This window comes from Streptomyces xanthophaeus (assembly GCF_000725805.1).
Classification (GTDB): Bacteria; Actinomycetota; Actinomycetes; order Streptomycetales; family Streptomycetaceae; genus Streptomyces; species Streptomyces xanthophaeus.
In genome coordinates, this window is record NZ_JOFT01000019.1 from 146,118 (window position 1) to 163,813 (window position 17,696).

General features: G+C 70.0%; 13 protein-coding genes and 2 pseudogenes. 10 read left to right on the forward strand and 5 right to left on the reverse strand.

The features are described from left to right. Window positions 1-135: 135 nt before the first annotated feature. Window positions 136-234 (reverse strand): annotated as a pseudogene (locus IO30_RS46950) (LysR family transcriptional regulator); the annotation flags it as partial. 237 nt (window positions 235-471) lie between these two features. On the opposite strand from IO30_RS46950, the pseudogene IO30_RS48115 reads away from it, so the two are divergent. Both IO30_RS48115 and IO30_RS0113960 read left to right on the forward strand, forming a co-directional pair. Further along, window positions 472-546, forward strand: a pseudogene (locus IO30_RS48115) (SAM-dependent methyltransferase); the annotation flags it as partial. A 117-nt stretch (window positions 547-663) separates the two neighbouring features. Beyond that, the gene (locus IO30_RS0113960) at window positions 664-1,536 is read left to right on the forward strand and encodes an alpha/beta fold hydrolase (RefSeq protein WP_031142809.1); all 873 of its coding nucleotides are present in this window, start codon (window positions 664-666) and stop codon (window positions 1,534-1,536) included. A 28-nt stretch (window positions 1,537-1,564) separates the two neighbouring features. Here the strand turns inward: IO30_RS0113960 and IO30_RS0113965 are convergent, their stop codons facing one another. The 3 genes from IO30_RS0113965 to IO30_RS0113975 all read right to left on the reverse strand — a co-directional run bounded on the left by IO30_RS0113965 (window position 1,565) and on the right by IO30_RS0113975 (window position 4,937). Then, on the reverse strand, window positions 1,565-3,049 hold the full coding sequence (locus IO30_RS0113965) for an alpha/beta hydrolase (RefSeq protein WP_245234152.1): 1,485 nt from the start codon (window positions 3,047-3,049) through the stop codon (window positions 1,565-1,567). A 321-nt stretch (window positions 3,050-3,370) separates the two neighbouring features. Continuing rightward, on the reverse strand, window positions 3,371-3,802 hold the full coding sequence (locus IO30_RS0113970) for an ATP-binding protein (protein ID WP_037893978.1): 432 nt from the start codon (window positions 3,800-3,802) through the stop codon (window positions 3,371-3,373). Window positions 3,803-3,980: 178 nt separating this feature from the next. Next, window positions 3,981-4,937, reverse strand: a complete 957-nt coding sequence (locus IO30_RS0113975) for a sensor histidine kinase (protein WP_031142815.1) — start codon at window positions 4,935-4,937, stop codon at window positions 3,981-3,983. 205 nt (window positions 4,938-5,142) lie between these two features. On the opposite strand from IO30_RS0113975, the gene IO30_RS0113980 reads away from it, so the two are divergent. The 8 genes from IO30_RS0113980 to IO30_RS0114015 all read left to right on the forward strand — a co-directional run bounded on the left by IO30_RS0113980 (window position 5,143) and on the right by IO30_RS0114015 (window position 16,606). Then, the gene (locus IO30_RS0113980; RefSeq protein ID WP_051859237.1) at window positions 5,143-9,729 is read left to right on the forward strand and encodes a HAMP domain-containing protein; all 4,587 of its coding nucleotides are present in this window, start codon (window positions 5,143-5,145) and stop codon (window positions 9,727-9,729) included. Between the two features lie 38 nt (window positions 9,730-9,767). Further along, window positions 9,768-12,185, forward strand: a complete 2,418-nt coding sequence (locus IO30_RS0113985) for a SpoIIE family protein phosphatase (protein ID WP_425338108.1) — start codon at window positions 9,768-9,770, stop codon at window positions 12,183-12,185. Window positions 12,186-12,268: 83 nt separating this feature from the next. Continuing rightward, complete coding sequence (locus IO30_RS0113990; RefSeq protein WP_051859239.1) at window positions 12,269-12,598, forward strand: STAS domain-containing protein; 330 nt, start codon at window positions 12,269-12,271, stop codon at window positions 12,596-12,598. Window positions 12,599-12,881: 283 nt separating this feature from the next. Continuing rightward, window positions 12,882-13,307 carry an STAS domain-containing protein gene (locus IO30_RS41900; protein WP_051859240.1) on the forward strand — a complete coding sequence of 142 codons (426 nt, stop codon included), beginning with the start codon at window positions 12,882-12,884 and terminating at the stop codon, window positions 13,305-13,307. Window positions 13,308-13,339: 32 nt separating this feature from the next. After that, entirely contained in the window at window positions 13,340-13,996 is a 657-nt protein-coding gene (locus IO30_RS0114000; protein ID WP_031142822.1) for a response regulator transcription factor, read from the forward strand. Next, window positions 13,993-15,099: a PAS domain-containing sensor histidine kinase gene (locus IO30_RS0114005; protein ID WP_107066882.1), complete on the forward strand. Its 1,107-nt coding sequence runs from the start codon at window positions 13,993-13,995 to the stop codon at window positions 15,097-15,099. The genes IO30_RS0114000 and IO30_RS0114005 overlap by 4 nt, the downstream gene beginning before the upstream one ends. 41 nt (window positions 15,100-15,140) lie before the next feature. Continuing rightward, on the forward strand, window positions 15,141-15,497 hold the full coding sequence (locus IO30_RS0114010) for a response regulator (RefSeq protein WP_031142825.1): 357 nt from the start codon (window positions 15,141-15,143) through the stop codon (window positions 15,495-15,497). A gap of 266 nt (window positions 15,498-15,763) precedes the next feature. Further along, entirely contained in the window at window positions 15,764-16,606 is an 843-nt protein-coding gene (locus tag IO30_RS0114015) for a MerR family transcriptional regulator (RefSeq protein ID WP_031142827.1), read from the forward strand. Between the two features lie 313 nt (window positions 16,607-16,919). On the opposite strand, the gene IO30_RS0114020 is transcribed toward IO30_RS0114015, so the two are convergent. Beyond that, complete coding sequence (locus IO30_RS0114020) at window positions 16,920-17,663, reverse strand: DUF1775 domain-containing protein (RefSeq protein ID WP_031142828.1); 744 nt, start codon at window positions 17,661-17,663, stop codon at window positions 16,920-16,922. Window positions 17,664-17,696: the final 33 nt, after the last annotated feature.

Genomic DNA, 17,696 nt, shown 5'->3' on the forward strand with positions numbered 1-17,696 from the left:
GCCTCGCGGTGTGCGGAAGGGCAGGTAGCTGTCCTCCCAGTAGTCCTGCAGGTCCAGGGCGGTGCCGTGCGGGAGTTCTGCGAGCAGTTCAAGCGGTACGGATTCCCGTCCTGCGAGCTGGTGGTCGGCGGCCACGGAAAGGGGCGCCTGCGAGACATGCAGACGCTGTGCTGTGCGGCCGGAGTGCAGCTCCTCGGCCAGCACCAGGAAGATTTCGATGTCCCGCAGCTCCACCTGTTCCCGGTCCTCCTTCGACAACCCAGCGGATATCGAACCGCGCACAAGTGGCTCTTGATCTAAGGCGCGAACTACAAGATCGTTTGGGGCATGCTGTCACGCGTCCAAGGCGCCCTGCTCGCACGGCCGGACGGGCGGAGGAAGCTGGGCCAGCCCGTCGACGCGCTGACCCGCGGCCTGGGCGGCTACCTCAAGCACGAGGAGGAAGCGGCGCTCCCGCTGGTCCAGCAGGTGCTGGACACCTACGAGTGGGCCTGCTGGGGCTCGCTGGCCTCATGGGCCCTGGACCACCCTGCCGATCCCGCGTCGGACCTCGGAGTGATCGCGTAGGCCGCCGGCAAGCCCACGCAACCCGTACGTCCCCCGCACCCGGGGGCCTCGCAATGGCCGTCGCTGCCCCGCGGCGGCCGGAAAGTGAAGAACAAGATGACGCAACCGACGTTCGTACTCGTGCACGGAGCATTCGCGAACTCCTTCTCCTTCGCGCCCCTTCAGGCCGAACTCGGTCTCCTCGGCCACCGCTCCGTCGCCGTCGACCTGCCCGGCCACGGCTTCCAGGCGACCTTCACCCACGCCTACCAGGCACCGCAGGACCCCGCGGGCCTCGCGAGCGCGCCCGGCTCGATCAAGGGCGTCACGCTCGCCGACAACGTCGCGCACCTGACGGGGATCCTCGAACGAGCCAAGCGGAACGGCCCCGTGATCCTCGTCGCCCACAGCCGCGGCGGTGCCACGGTCACGGCTGCGGCCAACGCGCGCCCCGACCTGATCGACCGCATCGTCTACGTCTCGGCCTGGTGCCCGGTCCGGCTCGACGTGGGTGACTACTACGCCGAGCCGGAGATGGCCGGAGTCGACCCCGCCGCCTTCGCTTCGGCACTGGCCGGGAACCCTGCCGAGCTCGGCCTGCTCCGCGTCAACTTCCGCACCGCCGACCCGGACTCGCTCGCTGCGTTCAAGTCGGCCTTCTTCGCGGACGGCACCGACGAGCAGTTCCTCACCTTCCTCAACACCTTCCAGCCGGACGAGAACCTGGACGTAGGCGGCCCCGCCGACCGGGCACAGGCCGCGACCTGGGGCACCATTCCCAAGACCTACGTTCGCCTGGCCGACGACGCGAGCCTGCCGCTCGCCCTCCAGGACCGCCTGATCCGCGAAGGCAACGAGTTGACGCCTGACAACCCGTACGACGTCCGCACGCTGGAGGGCAGCCACCTGAAATGGCTGGTCGACCCCGCGCCGGCGGCCCGCATCCTGGGCGAACTCGCCACCCTCCCCGCCCCGGCCGCTCAGGAGTGACCGGAACGGGGTGAACGGTCCGGCGGGTTCACGGCGCCGGCGACCCCTGCGGGTCCTGGTCGCGTGGCGGACTCTGACAGGTCACGTCCCTCGCGGGGAGCCGGCCCGTGGTGAGGTAGGTGTCGACGAGGTCGTTGGCACAGGAGGTGGGGTCGCTGAGGTACACGCCGTGGCCCTGCCCGCCCTTCGCCAGCACCATCCGCGAGCCCTTCAGGGCGCGGTGCAGGCCCTGACCGCTGCTGAGCGGGGTCATCGGATCCCACTCGTTCTGCACGGTCAGCACCCGTGCCCGCTGCGTCATGGGCGTCGCGGCCTCCAGCGGCGGCTGCCAGAAGGCGCAGGGCTTGATGTTCGACGAGAAGTCCCCGTACAGCGGGTACTTCACCTTGTCCTGGACCGCGTCCCGCGCGTACTGCGCGGGGTCGCGCGGCCAGTTCTCCGTGTCCCCGCACACCACGGACCAGTAGACGGCGGTGGCGTTGTCGCCGGGGGCGGCCGCCCGGGCGGGCCCGCTGCCCGGCGCCGGGGCGGCCTCCGTGTCGGCATCCGACCCGGCGGCCACCCCGGAGCCGGCGATGAGCCTCTTCACGTCCGGCACCCCGGCGTCCGCCGGCAGGGGTGTCCGCTCGGCCGCGGCTTTGAGGGACCTCGTGATGATCGAGGCCTCGACGGGGGAGTAGAACACTCCCGGGTCCCGGATCTCGTCACCCGTGACCTTCTGCCCGAAGTAGTCGATCGGCTCCCGGTCCGCGCGCGCCACCAGTGCCCAGAACGTGCCGGACACCGCCTCGGGGGTCGCGCCGAGGCCGTATTCGGCCGAACGCTCAGCCGCCCAGTGAGTCCACCGCTCGAAGGCCGGCCCGGAGCTGGTCGCCCACACCTGGTACATGCCGCGCCAGATGCGGTGCGGGTCCACCCCGCTGTCCAGCACGAAGCGGTCCGTCCGCTGCGGGAACATCTGGGAGTACACCGCGCCGAGGTAGGTCCCGTACGAGTAGCCCAGGTACGAGATCTTGCGCTCGCCAAGTGCGGCGCGGATCACGTCCAAGTCGCGGGCCGTGTTTCGGGTGGTGATGTACGGGAGCACGTCACCGGCCTTCTCGCGGCACTTGTCCGCGACGCTGCGCGCCCAGGCCACGTCCGAGGCGAAGCGCTCGGGCCGGTACGCCCCGCCGATGCCCGTCTCGGTCTGGTTCAGCCCGCAGGTGACCGGGCTGCTGGCCCCGACGCCGCGCGGGTCGAAGCCGATGAGGTCGTAGCGGTCCCGTACGTCCTTGGGCATCTCCGTGCTCATCCGCATCGGCCGGTAGAGTCCGCTGGCGCCGGGGCCGCCCGGGTTGAGGAGCAGGACGCCGTGCCGCTTGGCCGGGTTCTCGCTCTTCACCCGGGATATCGCGAGGTCGATCGTGGGGCCCTGGGGGCGCTTGTAGTCGAGCGGGACCTTGAGGGCCGCGCACTCGTAGGTCGCCGGTTTGTCTGCGCTGCAGCGGTGCCAGGAGGGCTTCTGGTTCATGTACTCGGGGGTGGACGGGGCAGCGGATGCCTGGGGAACGGCCAGCTGGGACAGGGTGGTTGCGATGAGTCCGGCAGTCGCTAACAGCGGCGGGAGGCGCTTCATACGTGCGGTGTCCCCTCTTGCGGAGATTGCGTGCCTGCCCACCGTGTTGCATCGGCGGGCGGGGCGAATCCCCCGTAAGGGCCACTCCTTGTACACCTCACGTACCACGCGATATCCGGACAGTTGGCCGACGCGCGGCAGTGAGCCCGGACTTGCCTTGGGCCGGCCGCGGCCCGCCGAGGAGACCCTCGGCCGGCTGGTCCGGGCAGAGGACGGTCAGCGCTCCACTGCGTTGCCGGACACCAGCCGGAGGGCATCGATCTCGGCCCAGACGGCCTTGCCGTCCGCGTGTGTCTGCGCGCCCCACCGGTCGGACAGCCGGTCCACGATGTACAGACCGTGGCCGCCCGGGACGCCGCGCTGCGGGGTTGCACGGCGGGTGGGCAGGGCCGTTGTGCCGTCGTAGACCTCGATGCGCAGGGTATTCCCGGCCGTGAGGACGAGTTCGCGGCAACCGCCGGCGTGCAGGGCCGCGTTGGTGAGCAGCTCGGACACGAGGAGCAGGGCGTCCTCGGCGGCCTCGGTCCCGTCCCACTCCCAGTCGCGCAGGGCGCGGTGCGTGAACTCGCGGCCCTTGGAGACAGGGCTGGGAATGCCCGTCAGGGCGAGCCGACGGCGCTGTCCCGCGGCAGGAAGGCCGGCACTCACTGGATCGCCCGTCCCCGGTTCTCTGGTCTGCACTGTGGCCCCACCCCCGTGTCCGCCCCTCTCCGGTGCCAGCGCCCTGCCCGCAAACGGCAGCTGCTGGGGTCCCGGGCCGATCCGTAGACCTCCTGCGGTACAGGACGCCCGCGCATCGTCGTGACAGTGTAGGTGACCCCTCGTCTTAGGACATGTCCATGTGGAGCCGCAGGGTGAAGCCGCTCTCGGTGGAGCGGACCTCCACCAGGTCGCAGAGCTGGTGGATCATCCACAGTCCGCGGCCGCCGTTGGCGGAGGACCGGGAGGGCCGCCGGCGTCCGGCGAGGGGGTTGGCGAGGTGGCCGCCGTCGCTGATCTCCGCTATCGCCTCGTCCTTGTGGCCGGTGTCGGTCCACAACCGGAGGGCGCCCTTCCCGCCTCCGTGGGCGAGGGAGTTGGCTGCCGCCTCGCTGATGGCCAGGACGAGGTCTGCCCGTCGCGCGCGGGACAGGCCGGTCGCGCGGGCCCAGTTCTCGGCGTACTCGCGGACCTGGGCCAGTGCCCCGTAGGAGTACGCGAACCGGAGCACCTCGCCTGCGGGTTCGGGCAGGAGGAGATCGCAGTCCGCGCAGACCCGCCAGGCGTCGGTGTAGGCCGGACTCGGGAGGTTCCGGCCCGCCTCGATCAGCGTCGGGTGCGTGCGCCGGGCGTCGGCGACCACCTCGGGCGCCAGCCCGCGTACGTCGTACGGGCACAGGATGGTGGCGGGCCGGCCGGCGAAGGCCATGTTGATGAGGGCCTCGTGCCGGGTGGCTTCCAGGATCTCGGCGGGGGAGCGGCCGGGCCAGATCGGCTCGCCGACGATCCGGGGGGCGCGGGCCGAGTGCAGGTCGGCGAAGTCCTGGAGGGCGGCCAGGATGCGGCCGGGATTGCGGCCCAGCTCCGTCATGTCCGTCCAGGTGACCTCAGCCGCGCTCTCGCCGAGGCTTTCGCGCAGGGTGGCCAGGTGCGGACCGGGCACGGCCACGAGGACGGGTTCGCCGGCCGACAGGGCGCCGCGTACGAAACCGCCGACGCCGGCCAGGTAATCGGCGTGGTCCTGGTAGAAGAGGGCGGGGTGGACGAAGGCCCCGGGCCCGGTGGGCGCAGGAAAAGGGCTCATGCTGCGACCTCCCGCGCGGCGCATTCGTCCGGGAACATCTCCACGACCTTGCGCAGTGAGTATGGCGGATCGTGGAGCAACAAGCGCGGCCCTTGTCCGTTCCCGTTGTCGGTCTTGTGGGCGAAGGCAGCCATCAGGGGGCTTAGCCTGACGGGGGACGCTCGAGACATCGGGCACGGCCTGGTCACAGGGAGATGGGGCAGGGATGGTCAAGCCGGCGGCGGCATCGACGCATGCGAAGAATTCGGGGGCGGTGGGGGAGCCGGAGCTCCGCCAGCTCCTTGCCGGACTGACGGCTGTACGGGACGGCGACTTCGGGACCCGGCTGCCGGACGAGGCCGACGGGCTGCTCGGTGAGATCGCCACCGTCTTCAACGGGATGGTCGACCAGCTGTCCCTGTTCACGTCGGAGGTGACCCGCGTCGCCCGCGAGGTCGGTACCGAGGGCACCCTGGGCGGCCAGGCCGTCGTTCCCGGTGTCTCCGGAACGTGGGCCGACCTGACGGACTCCGTCAACGCCATGGCCGGCAACCTCACCACGCAGGTCCGGGACATCGCCCAGGTGGCCACCGCCGTGGCGCGCGGCGACCTGTCGCAGAAGATCGACGTGGCGGCCCGTGGCGAGATCCTGGAGCTGAAGGACACCGTCAACACGATGGTCGACCAGCTCTCCTCCTTCGCGGACGAGGTCACCCGCGTGGCCCGCGAGGTCGGCAGCGAGGGCCGGCTCGGCGGGCAGGCAGAGGTGCCGGGCGTGGCCGGCGTATGGCGCGACCTGACCGACTCGGTGAATTTCATGGCCGGCAACCTGACCGACCAGGTCCGCAACATCGCCCAGGTGACGACGGCCGTCGCCAAGGGTGACCTGTCGCAGAAGATCGCCGTCGACGCCCGTGGCGAGATCCTGGAGCTGAAGAACACCATCAACACGATGGTCGACCAGCTCTCCGCGTTCGCCGACGAGGTCACCCGCATGGCCCGTGAGGTCGGCACCGATGGCCGGCTCGGCGGGCAGGCCGACGTGAAGGGCGTGTCAGGCACCTGGCGCGACCTGACCGACTCGGTGAACTTCATGGCCGGCAACCTGACCGCCCAGGTGCGCTCGATCGCCGAGGTCGCCACAGCGGTGGCGCAGGGCGACCTGTCGCAGAAGATCCGGGTCGACGCCCGCGGCGAGATCCTGGAGCTGAAGACGACCATCAACACGATGGTCGACCAGCTCTCGGCCTTCGCCGACGAGGTCACCAGGGTCGCCCGTGAGGTGGGCACCGATGGCCGGCTCGGCGGGCAGGCTGACGTGAAGGGCGTGTCAGGCACCTGGCGCGACCTGACCGACTCGGTGAACTTCATGGCGGACAACCTGACAGCGCAGGTGCGTTCGATCGCCGAGGTGACCACGGCCGTGGCCCAGGGAGATCTGACCCAGAAGATCCGGGTGGACGCCCGGGGGGAGATCCTGGAGCTGAAGGAGACCATCAACACGATGGTCGACCAGCTTTCCGCGTTCGCCGACGAGGTGACCCGCGTGGCCCGCGAGGTCGGCACCGAGGGCAACCTCGGCGGCCAGGCGACGGTCCGGGGAGTCTCCGGCACCTGGAAGGACCTCACCGACAACGTCAACGTCATGGCGTCCAACCTGACCGGTCAGGTGCGCTCCATCGCCCAGGTGGCCACCGCCGTCGCCCGCGGCGACCTCTCGCAGAAGATCGTGGTGGAGGCGAAGGGCGAGGTCGCCGCACTGGCCGGGGTCATCAACACGATGGTCGACACGCTGTCCGCGTTCGCCGACGAGGTGACCCGCGTGGCCCGCGAGGTCGGCACCGAAGGCAGGCTCGGCGGCCAGGCCCGGGTCCCCAATGTGGCGGGGACCTGGAAGGACCTCACCGACAACGTGAACTCCATGGCCAACAACCTCACCGGCCAGGTCCGCAACATCGCCCTCGTCACCACGGCCGTCGCCAACGGTGACCTGTCCAAGAAGATCGACGTGGACGCCCGTGGGGAGATCCTGGAGCTGAAGACCACCATCAACACGATGGTCGACCAGCTGTCCTCCTTCGCGGCCGAGGTCACCCGCGTCGCCCGCGAGGTCGGCAGCGAGGGCCGCCTCGGCGGCCAGGCCGAGGTCGAGGGCGTGTCGGGCACCTGGAAGCGCCTGACCGAGAACGTCAACGAGCTGGCCGGCAATCTGACCCGCCAGGTCCGGGCCATCGCCGAGGTCGCCAGCGCGGTCGCCGAGGGAGACCTCACCCGCTCGATCACGGTCGACGCTTCGGGCGAGGTCGCCGAACTCAAGGACAACATCAACTCCATGGTCGGCTCGCTGCGCGAGACGACCCGGGCCAACCAGGAGCAGGACTGGCTCAAGTCGAACCTGGCCCGCATCTCGGGCCTGATGCAGGGACATCGCGACCTCGCCGCAGTTGCGGAACGCGTCATGGACGAGCTGGCCCCCCTGGTCGACGCCGGCTACGGAGCCTTCTACCTCGCCGAGGAGACCGACGGCGACACGTGGCTCACCCTGATCGGGTCGTTCGGGCGGCCCGCCGCGGGCTCCACCTCGGCCCTGCGGGTACGGAGCGGAGAGAGCCTTGTCGGGCAGGCCGCCCGAAGCCGGCGCATTCTCACAACCGACAACCTGCCGTCCGGCTACCTGATCTCCTCCGGGCTGGGTGCCGCCGCCCCGGCCAGCCTCATCGTGCTGCCCATCCTCGTCGAGGACCAGGTCCTCGGGGTCATCGAGCTCGCCTCCTTCAACGCCTTCACCCCCGTTCACCGCGACTTCCTCGGCCGGTTGATGGAGACGGTCGGCGTGAACGTCAGCACCATCGTCGCCAACGTGCGTACGGACGAACTGCTCGGCGAGTCCCAGCGTCTCACGGGTGAGCTCCAGGCCCGATCGGAGCAGTTGCAGGACCAACAGGACGAACTCCAGCGGTCCAACGCGGAACTGGAGGAGAAGGCTGCCCTCCTCGCCACACAGAACCGAGACATCGAGACGAAGAACCTGGAGATCGAGCAGGCGCGCCAGGAGCTCGAGGACCGGGCCCAGCAGCTGTCCCTGGCCTCGAAGTACAAGTCGGAGTTCCTGGCCAACATGAGCCACGAGCTGCGCACCCCGCTCAACAGCCTTCTCATCCTCGCCCAGTTGCTCGCGCAGAACCCGTCGCGCAACCTCAGCCCCAAGCAGGTCGAGTACGCGGGCATCATCCACTCGGCCGGCTCCGACCTCCTCCAGCTCATCAACGACATCCTCGACCTGTCGAAGGTCGAGGCGGGCAAGATGGACGTCAACCTGGAACGGGTGTCGCTCAAGAAGCTCCTCGACTACGTGGAAGCCTCCTTCCGGCCCCTGACGACGCAGAAGGGCCTGGAGTTCGACATCACGACCTCGGCCGGGGTGCCGTTCGACCTGCTGACCGATGACGCCCGGCTCCAGCAGATCCTGCGCAACCTGCTGTCCAACGCGGTGAAGTTCACCGAACGCGGCCGGGTCCAGGTGCGGATCGAACCGGTGAACGCCGCAGAACTCCCCGCCGAGCTGACGCGGGCGGGCTCGGTGGTGGCCTTCAAGGTCATCGACACGGGCATCGGCATCGCCGAGGAGCAACTGGAGGTGATCTTCGCAGCGTTCCAGCAGGCCGACGGCACGACGAGCCGGAAGTACGGCGGCACCGGGCTCGGACTGTCCATCACCCGGGAGATCGCCCGGCTTCTCGGAGGCGTGGTCACAGCCACCAGTACCCCGGGCGTGGGATCCACGTTCACCTTGTACCTGCCGGTCTCGCGACCCGACGCCGCCGCCCGGGACGCGGAGTCTCCCGTCGCGGGGGAGGCCGCCGCCGAGTCCGGTGGCCGGCCGGGTGAAAGCGGCGCGGACGCGCCGCTGGAGCGCCACCCCCGACGGCTCCTGGTCATCGAGGAACGCAGCAAGGGCCTTCTCAGCCTCGTGGCCGAAAGCGCCGCCGCCGATCTGATCGCGGGACGAGCGACCGCGGGACCGTCCGAACAGGTCGAGGTCATCTCCGCCGTGACCGCTGCGGACGCGGCCGCGGTCCTCGCGCAGGCTCCGTTCCACTGCGTGGTCCTGGAACTGGGAGCCGACGGTGAAGCCCTGAGCTTCCTCCAGGCCCTTGCGGGGGACAGTGCGCTGGCCGCCCTGCCGGTGCTCGCCCACGACAACCGGCGCATGACCGGGGACCAGCAGGGGCAGCTCGCCCGGTACGCCGCCGGCCAGCGCCTCGAAGTGATCTCCAGCCTGGACGAACTGCGCGAGCGGATCACCCTGCACCTGTCGGTGGACCGCCTCGGGGACGTTCCGGCCCTCGCGCGGCCCGAGGCCGAGGTCGTCCCGGCCGGACAGACCCGCATCGACGACAGCCTCGCGGACAGGTCGGTCCTGGTCGTCGACGACGACCCGCGCAACCTGTATGCGATCAGCGGCATCCTCGAACTCCACGGCATGCGGGTCCTGCATGCCGAGAACGGCCGCAAGGGCATCGAGACCCTGATGGTCACCCCGGGCATCGACCTGATCCTGATGGACGTCATGATGCCCGAACTGGACGGGTACGCCGCGACTGCGGAGATCAGGAGCATGGCCCAGTACAGCGACCTGCCCATCATCTCGGTCACGGCCAAAGCCATGCCCGGCGACCGGGACAAGAGCATCGCCTCCGGTTCGAGCGACTACGTCACCAAGCCCGTCGATGCGAACGACCTGATCGCCCGCATCCGGCAGTGGCTCCTTCCGGCTTCCGCCGCCCGCGCGGGAGACGTCGGCGCCCTGTGAACGACAACCATGACGAAACCGGAGAAGCCGGGACGCCGATCCGCACGCGCAGCCGAAACGGCGGACCGGACGTCCCGGGCGCCCGCCGGCCTGCGGAGCACGTGAAGTCCGCGACCACGGAGGCGGGCGACGTGGGACGGCTCGCCGCCACCGTGGAGCGGCTGCGCCAGGAGGCGCTGGACGCCCAGTGGGCGGCCGACGGGCGTGCGCTGATCGAGATGGCCAAGGGCATCTTCGTGGGCCGGCTGGGATGCGGACCTGCCGAAGCCTCCCGGCAACTGACCAAGCTGGCCAAGCAGTCGGGCGTCAGCGTCCTGGCCCTGGCCGTCGACGTCATCAACCAGGCCGCGCGCGACCGCGTCAGCGAGATCGCGGAGCAGTTCCTCGTACGCGCCGACGGCGAACCCGGCGACCCGGACGAAGCCGCTCCCGCCGTCCGGCTGCGAGCGGCCGAGAGCCGCGCCCTGGCCGCGACCGACTCCCAGGCCGTCGCCACCGCCCTGCTGGAGAACGCGCTCGCCCCCCTGGGCGCCTGCGGGGTCGCGATCTGGCTGGTGGGCGCCGACTCCTCACTCACCTTGGTCGGCCAGGCCGGCTTCACGGAGGAGGAGGCGAGCCGCTGGCGCTACGTCCCGCCCGAGGTGGCCACCTGCGCCCGACTGGCCCTGCACAGTCGCGACCTCGCGGTCGTGGAGGCGCTCTCCGACGCGGGGATCCCCACCATCGGCCGGCGCCAGTACTCCGACGGCGGGCGGATCACCGTCCCGGCCGGGACCGGCGGCCGCATCCACGGGGTGCTGGAGATCGGCTGGCCGGACCGGCTGCCCCCGCAGCCACCTCAGGTCCTGCGCCAGCTGGAAGCCCTGGCGGAACTTTGCGCCCACACCCTCGGGGACCAATCCGAGGAGGAGACACCCCGCGCCGCGCCCGCTTCGGACCTGGCGGCTGTCGCGGACCTGGCAGACCTCGCCGACCACCTCCACGACCCCGTCCTCATCCTCACACCCCACCTCGACCCCGCAGGCAGGCTGTCCGACTTCCGCATCCACCACACCAACAGCCGCTTCGTCGACCCAGCGGGCCGGCCCCGCTCACTCGTCACCGGCGTGCACTTCCTGGAGGCCTACCCGGCGGCCGCGGAGAGCAGCGGCCTCTTCTCCAAGCTGGAGCGGGTCTACGCGACCGGTGAACCCTGCCAGGCGCCGCGTACGACGCTCACGGCATACGTCGACGAAGTGCCCCTCACCTCGGTCGCCGACATCAGCATCAGCCGGCACGGAACCTGCCTCCTCCTCATCTGGAAGGTCGAGGACGAGACCGCCCGGCTGGCCAGCCTCCTGCAGCACGCACAACGCCTCGGCAGGGTCGGTGGCTTCGAGGAGAACGTCCGCACGGGGGACATCACCTGGAACAGCCAGCTGTTCAGCCTGTTCGGACTGCCGGAGACGGCCGAACCCGTACCCCTGCAAGAGCTGACCGGTCACGCTCACCCGCACGACGTCAACTCGATCGGCCGGTTCCTGCGCATGCTCCTGTACCGGCTGCACGAGTCGTCGGTGGACTTCCGGCTGCGGCGCCCCGACGGCATCACCCGGCACATCCGGATAGTGGCCGAACCAGTACTGGACGATCAGGGACGCCTGTATTCCGTCCGCGGCGCCTGCCAGGACGTCTCGGCGCAGCACTGGACGGAGGTCGCCCTCGCGGCCACACGGGACCAACTCGCCAGCACCGAGGCGGAATCCGCGGACCGGACCCGACTGGCCCTGCAGCTCCAGCAGGCCATCATGCCCCCAGCCCCGGCCCCCCTGGAGGTTCCCGGCATCCGCATTGCCGTCCGCTACCGGCCGGCTGAGTCGCAATCTCTCGTGGGCGGCGACTGGTACGACGCCTTCGTACTACCCGACAAGAAGATCCTCATCAGCGTCGGCGACGTGGCCGGCCACGGCATTCAGGCGGCCACCGGCATGGTCGTCCTGCGCAACGCGCTGCGCGGCCTGGCCGTCACCGGTGCCGGCCCGGCGCAGCTGCTCTCCTGGCTGAACACCGTCACCTACCACCTCACCAGCCATCTGACGGCCACCGCAGTCTGCGGGATCTACGACCCGGACACCCGGTGCCTGCGCTGGGCCCGCGCGGGCCACCTGCCCCCGGTCCTGGTCAGGGGGGCGGAGGCCCGGGCCTTCCCCCTCGCCTCGGGCGCGCTGCTGGGAGCCATGCCCGACGTCCAGTACGGGGAGGAAGAAGTGCAGCTGGAACGTGAGGACATCCTGCTCATGTACACCGACGGACTCGTCGAACGCCGGGACGCCTCCGTCACCGAATCCCTGGCACAACTGCTCGCCGTGGCGTCACGTCCCGCGGGCAGTCTGGAAAAGCGCCTCGACAACCTGCTGACCTACAGCAGTTCCGACACCGACGACGACACCTGCCTCATCGGTGTCCGGGTCCACTGACCGGTCAGGCGCGTAGCCTGCGGCTGTCACTGTGGAAAGCGCGCTGGGGATCAGCAGTGCCGAAAAGACGTTTGGGAGTACAGGTGGAGCATCACGTAGAGGTAAGGCCGGACGAGGACGGTGTCCGCGTCATCGTGTGCGTGGGGGAGTTCGACCAGGACACTCTGGAGCCGCTCAGGACCTCCGGCGCACGGGCCGCCTCCGACCCCGACGTCCGCCGGATCGTCCTGGACGTCAGCCAGGTCGCCTTCGCCGATTCCTCCATGCTCAACGAAATGCTGTTCCTGCTGCGCACGGGCCGCCTGGTGCTGGCGGGCCCGCTTCCTCCTCAGCTGAGCCGGCTCCTGGACCTCACGCAGGCCCGGGACCTGTTCCCGATCGCTGACAGCGTCGAGGCGGCGAGCAGCTTGTAGGGCCCGGGCGAGCAGGAGGACAAGTCCTGCTCGCTCCCGCCCTGTTGCTCACGGAGCGGCCCGGAGCGGGGGGCCGGTCCGGGGCCCGACCTCGGTGCTGCCATCCCCTCCACCCCCTGTTGACTTCCCCGTCTAGTGCAGATTCACTAGACAGGTGCTGGTGTCCCCGCACCACGCAACAGCGATACGGCAGCCGGCACCAGGGACTCCTCCGCAGGGAGGGCTCGTGAGATCCGTGTTGGGCGGGTACCCGCTGCGTGAGCATGGAGAGGTTCGGGATGCAGTGACCGTCCACCCGTTCACGTCGCATGCCGTGGTTGATTCGGGTGTCGCGCGAGTGACCGTCTCGGGCGAACTCGACTGGGACACCGCTCCCTACGTCCGCAACGCCATTGCGGCTTGTCTGGCGGAACAGCCGACTGAACTCCGCCTCGATCTGACCGATGTCTCCTTCTGCGACTGCGCCGGTCTGGGCACCCTGCTCGGGGCGCGGACGTCCACCTTCCAGGTCGGCGTGGACCTTGTCGTCGAAGGTATGGGGACGCAGCCGGCCCGGTTGCTCGACCTGACCGGGATGGACGGCATCCTCACCGAAGGGAACACCGACATCGTCACCGAGGCGGCCCGCTGTGCTCCGGGCGCAGTCGTATCGCGAGGTGCAGGAGCGACGGCCACCGGAGAGCCGCCGGTCCGCGACCGGCTGGCATGATCGTGCGCTCCGCCACCTGCAAGGATGCACCGATGTCTTCGCCTTCCCCGCCCAGCCGCCCGGTCAGGATCCTGCTGGTCGAGGACCATGACATGGTCGCCGAGGCGATTTCCCTCGCTCTGGAGCGCTCACCCGATCTACGGATCGTGGGACGCGCCGCGTCGGTGGCGTCGGCACTGGCCGACGCCGGACGATGCGATCCCGATGTCGTCCTGATGGACAGACGCCTGCCCGACGGTGACGGGGTCCGCGCCATCGCCGACCTGCTCGCACTCGCCCCGGACGTGCGCGTACTGGTCCTGGCGGGCGAGGCCAGCGGCTCGGTGGCAGCGCGCGTCGTGGAGGCGGGCGGAGCCGGCCTGATCCTGAAGGCCCGAGGTCTGAGCGAACTGGAGGACGCCGTCCGCCGGGTGGCCGCGGGCGAGGTGGTCTTCAGCCAGGACCTGCTCAGCGATGTCCTGGGACGCCTGACCGGCAGGCAGGCGGCCCCGGGCGCGAATCTGACCCCGCGGGAACGGGAAGTCCTTGATCTCCTGCAGGAAGGGCGCACTACCGCGGCCATCAGCGAACAGCTGGGCGTCGCTCTCAATACGGGGCGCAACCACGTCCAGCGGGTGCTGGAAAAGCTGGGAGCCCGTTCCCAGCTGGAAGCCGTGGCGATCGCGCGGCGTGAAGGGCTCCTCAAATGACGCGGGAGCCGCACGACCAGCCGTGGGCGCGCAAGCAGGCGGCTCCGCTGTCGGAGGCGGCCTTCACCCTACTGGTCCAAGGGGTGCTGGACTACGGCATCTTCATGCTCGACCCGCAGGGCTACATCATCAGCTGGAACGCGGGGGCGGAGCGGATCAAGGGGTACAGCGCCGAGGACATCCTCGGACAGCACTTCTCGGTCTTCTACCCGCCGGAGGACCAGTCGTCGGGCAAACCGCAGTGGGAGCTGGAGACCGCGGTGGCCGAAGGGCGACTGGAGGACGAAGGCTGGCGGGTCCGTCAGGACGGCTCCCGGTTCTGGGCGAACGTGGTCATCACAGCGCTGCGGGATGAGAAGGGCGTACTGCAAGGGTTCGGCAAGGTCACCCGGGACATGTCAGAACGACGGGCGGCACAGCACGCCCTCACCGAGCGACGGCGGCTGTTCGATCACCTGGTCCAAGCGCAGGAGACGGAACGACGACGCATCGCATGGGACGTCCACGACGACTCCATCCAGGCCATGGTCGCCGTCGGGATGCGGCTGGAGTTGCTGGCAGAGCGGGTGCCGGCGTCGCAGTCCGCGGAACTGCAGCGCCTCGACGTCTCCGTGCGCGAGGCGATCGGCCGCCTCCGCAGCCTGACCTTCCGGCTGCATCCACCTGGCATCGACAGGCACGGTCTGGCCGAGGGGCTTTCCAGTCACTTGGACGATGTCGTGGGTTCCTGGGGCACGGCCTACACCTTCGAGCACCAGCTGGACCACGAACCCACGCCCGAGACGGGCATCACCATCTTCCGCATCGTCCAGGAAGCACTGCTGAACGTGCACAAGCACGCACGCGCCAACCGGGTCGATGTCCGCGTCACGTCGGCCGACGGGGGCATTCTGACGCGTGTCATGGACGACGGGACCGGCGCGCCGATGTCCCAGAGCGGCGCCCGCGATCATTTCGGGGTCATCGAGATGAGGGAGAGAGCCGAGACGGCAGGAGGATGGTGGTCCCTGCACAGCCGGCCCGGAACGGGGACGACGGTCGAATTCTGGGTGCCGAACCCACTTCCGGTTCCCGCGTCACCACCGGCAGACGATGCACCGTGACCACGTCGACTCCGAATGGTTCCCCCGGCCCACGGTTCAGTGTGGTCCTCTGTGATGACAACGCGACGCTCCTCGAGACCCTGAGCGAGGTCGTGCAGGCACAGCCGGATCTGGAAGTCGTCGGCACCGCGTGCGACGGCGAGCAAGCACGTCAGCTCGCACACCTCCATCAACCGGACCTCGTGGTCCTGGACGTCCGCTTTCCCGGCGGCGGCCCATCCGTTGCCAGGGACATCGCCCGGTGTTCCCCGGCCAGCCGGATCGTGGCCTTCTCCGCGTACGACGACAAGGGCACCGTCGGGCAGATGATGAGCGTCGGCGTGCGCGAGTACGTGCTCAAAGGCGCGAGCAACCGGGAACTCCTCGCAGCCCTGCGCCGGGCGGCCGAGTCCAGGTGAAGGCCGGCCGGGGCAGCATCTACGCCGATGTCGCCCGCTGTGACTGAGTGGGGAAGGCCGACTGGGTGGGGAGAGCCGGCAGCGAGAGGGCTCGGACGGCTTGGGGAACGTCGAGTACCTGGCACTCCGGGCCTGTCCTGGGACGGGATACCGATGACGCGGGACCGCCCGATACCCCGTCAGGATCCGGGTGGTGTGTAGTTGCACATGCCGTAGCGGCATGTGGTGTCGTCGAGGGCACCACAGCAAGAAAGGCCCTGTCTGCGATGTACCCCTCCGCCACGCCTCCCCGCGAGGTCAAGATCGGCGATGCCGCCGCCTTCGCCGGAACCACCCCGCGCGCCATTCGTCACTACCACCAGATCGGCCTGCTGCCGGAGCCCGGGCGAGGCGGAGACGGACGCCGACGCTACGGCTACGACGACATGATCCGCCTGCTGTGGATCCGCAAGATGTCCGAGGCCGGCATCAGCCTGGACGACATGCGGGCCGCCTTCGACGAAGCCCGGGACGTCGAGGACGTCCTGGGCCGGCTGGAGGAGACCCTGGCCGCCCAGGAGGCCGACATCAAGCGTCAGCGCGCGGCAGTCCAGCGCCTGCGGGTCGTCGGCAGCCCACTGGGCTTGCTCTCCCCGTTGGTCACGGACCGGCTCAGCCACCTGCCTCCTGGCTCACTGCGCCCCAGCGACCTGGACGCCCTGCTGGTCACGGAACGGATCTTCGGGCCACTGGGAGCCGCCATTCAGGCCAGCGTGTTCATCACCCTGGCGACCCATCCCGACCTACGGGCCGAGGCGGACCGCCTCGACGCGGCCGACGCCGCCCTCGATGACACCGTCGACCCCCACGACCCGCGGGTCGAGGAACTCGCCGCGCAACACTGCGCCCACCACGAGGCCCTGCTCCAGGCCATTGAAGCCGATGGACTGGACGTGGCCGAGGAGAATCTCTTCGATGTCTACGACGCCGAGGCGAGCGGTGAGGAGGAGGCGCAGATGAGTGCCTTTGAAGCGGTGACCAAGATGCCCTACGGCTTCTCCGCGGCCCGGACGCGGTGCATGGAACTCACGGCACAGCTCCTTGCCGGGGACCTCTGCGCCGACAGCTGATCGCTGGTGTGGCGTGCGTGAGGATCCCGGATCGGCCGCCGATACGAAGCCGGCGTCTCGACACGGCCCGCACACTCCGCGAGCGGAAACCCAAGCCGCCGATCCGGGCCACGTTCCTTGAAGGGTCAAAGAGCGCCATCAAGTGCCCCTCGCCTTGTTGCCGGCAGGGTGCGGATCCAGGAGTTCGCCACTGCTGCCTGGACTGTCCACCGCACCGCACCGCACCGCACCGCACCGCACCGCCCCGCACCGCACTGATGCACGGCTGGGAGGGCGCACGCATCACGGCGTGCGCCGACCCCGGCCGCTTCGGTCAGGCCTGGCTTCGACCTCGGCGCAGCCACCAGAATGCGCCGGCAGCGGCGAGCACGACGACGGCCGCGATCACGCCGACGATGGCTCCGGTACTGCTGCCCGCGTCGTCCTCGCTCGTCGCCTGCGCGCTCACGGACGCCGCGGGAGCAGAGGGAACCGCCGCCGAGGGCTGCGCGGATGCGGCGTCGCTCGGCGGCGGGGTCGGCGACGGCGAGGGGGTCGGGGCGATCGGCTTGGCCCCGGGGGCCGCTGCCTTGAGTTCGAGTACGGGGGCCGGGTTGTCGACCTTCTCGCCGTTGGTGGGCACCTCGATCCAGCGGGAGATCTTTCCGTCGCTGTAGGTCTCGAGCGTCTTGAACACCAGGGACTTGGCGTCGGGCAGCTGCCGCACCGTGATGCTGTACTCGGCATCCGTGCCGGTTGCCAGGGCCGGGCCGCCGATGGAGTACCCGTCGGCGGTGGCGGCGAGCTTCCAGTCCGTCGGGGCGTCCTTGAGTGCCACGGCGTCCGGCGTGATGCCGGAAGGGAGGACGACGCGCAGGGACGCGATGCCCGCGGTGTCGGACTCGGCCTCGGAGTTGAAGGTGAGCGTGACGTTTTCGGCGAGGGCGCGGGGGTCGGACGCGGAGACCTCGGCGTGCGCGGCCGCGGGCCCTGCTGCCAGGCCCAGCAGCACCAGGGCGCCGACGGTTGCGAGGCCGAGACCGCGCGCGGGGTGGATTCGGATGGGCGATGTGGTCACGATGAGCTCTCTCGGCTCGGGCAGGTGTCACCG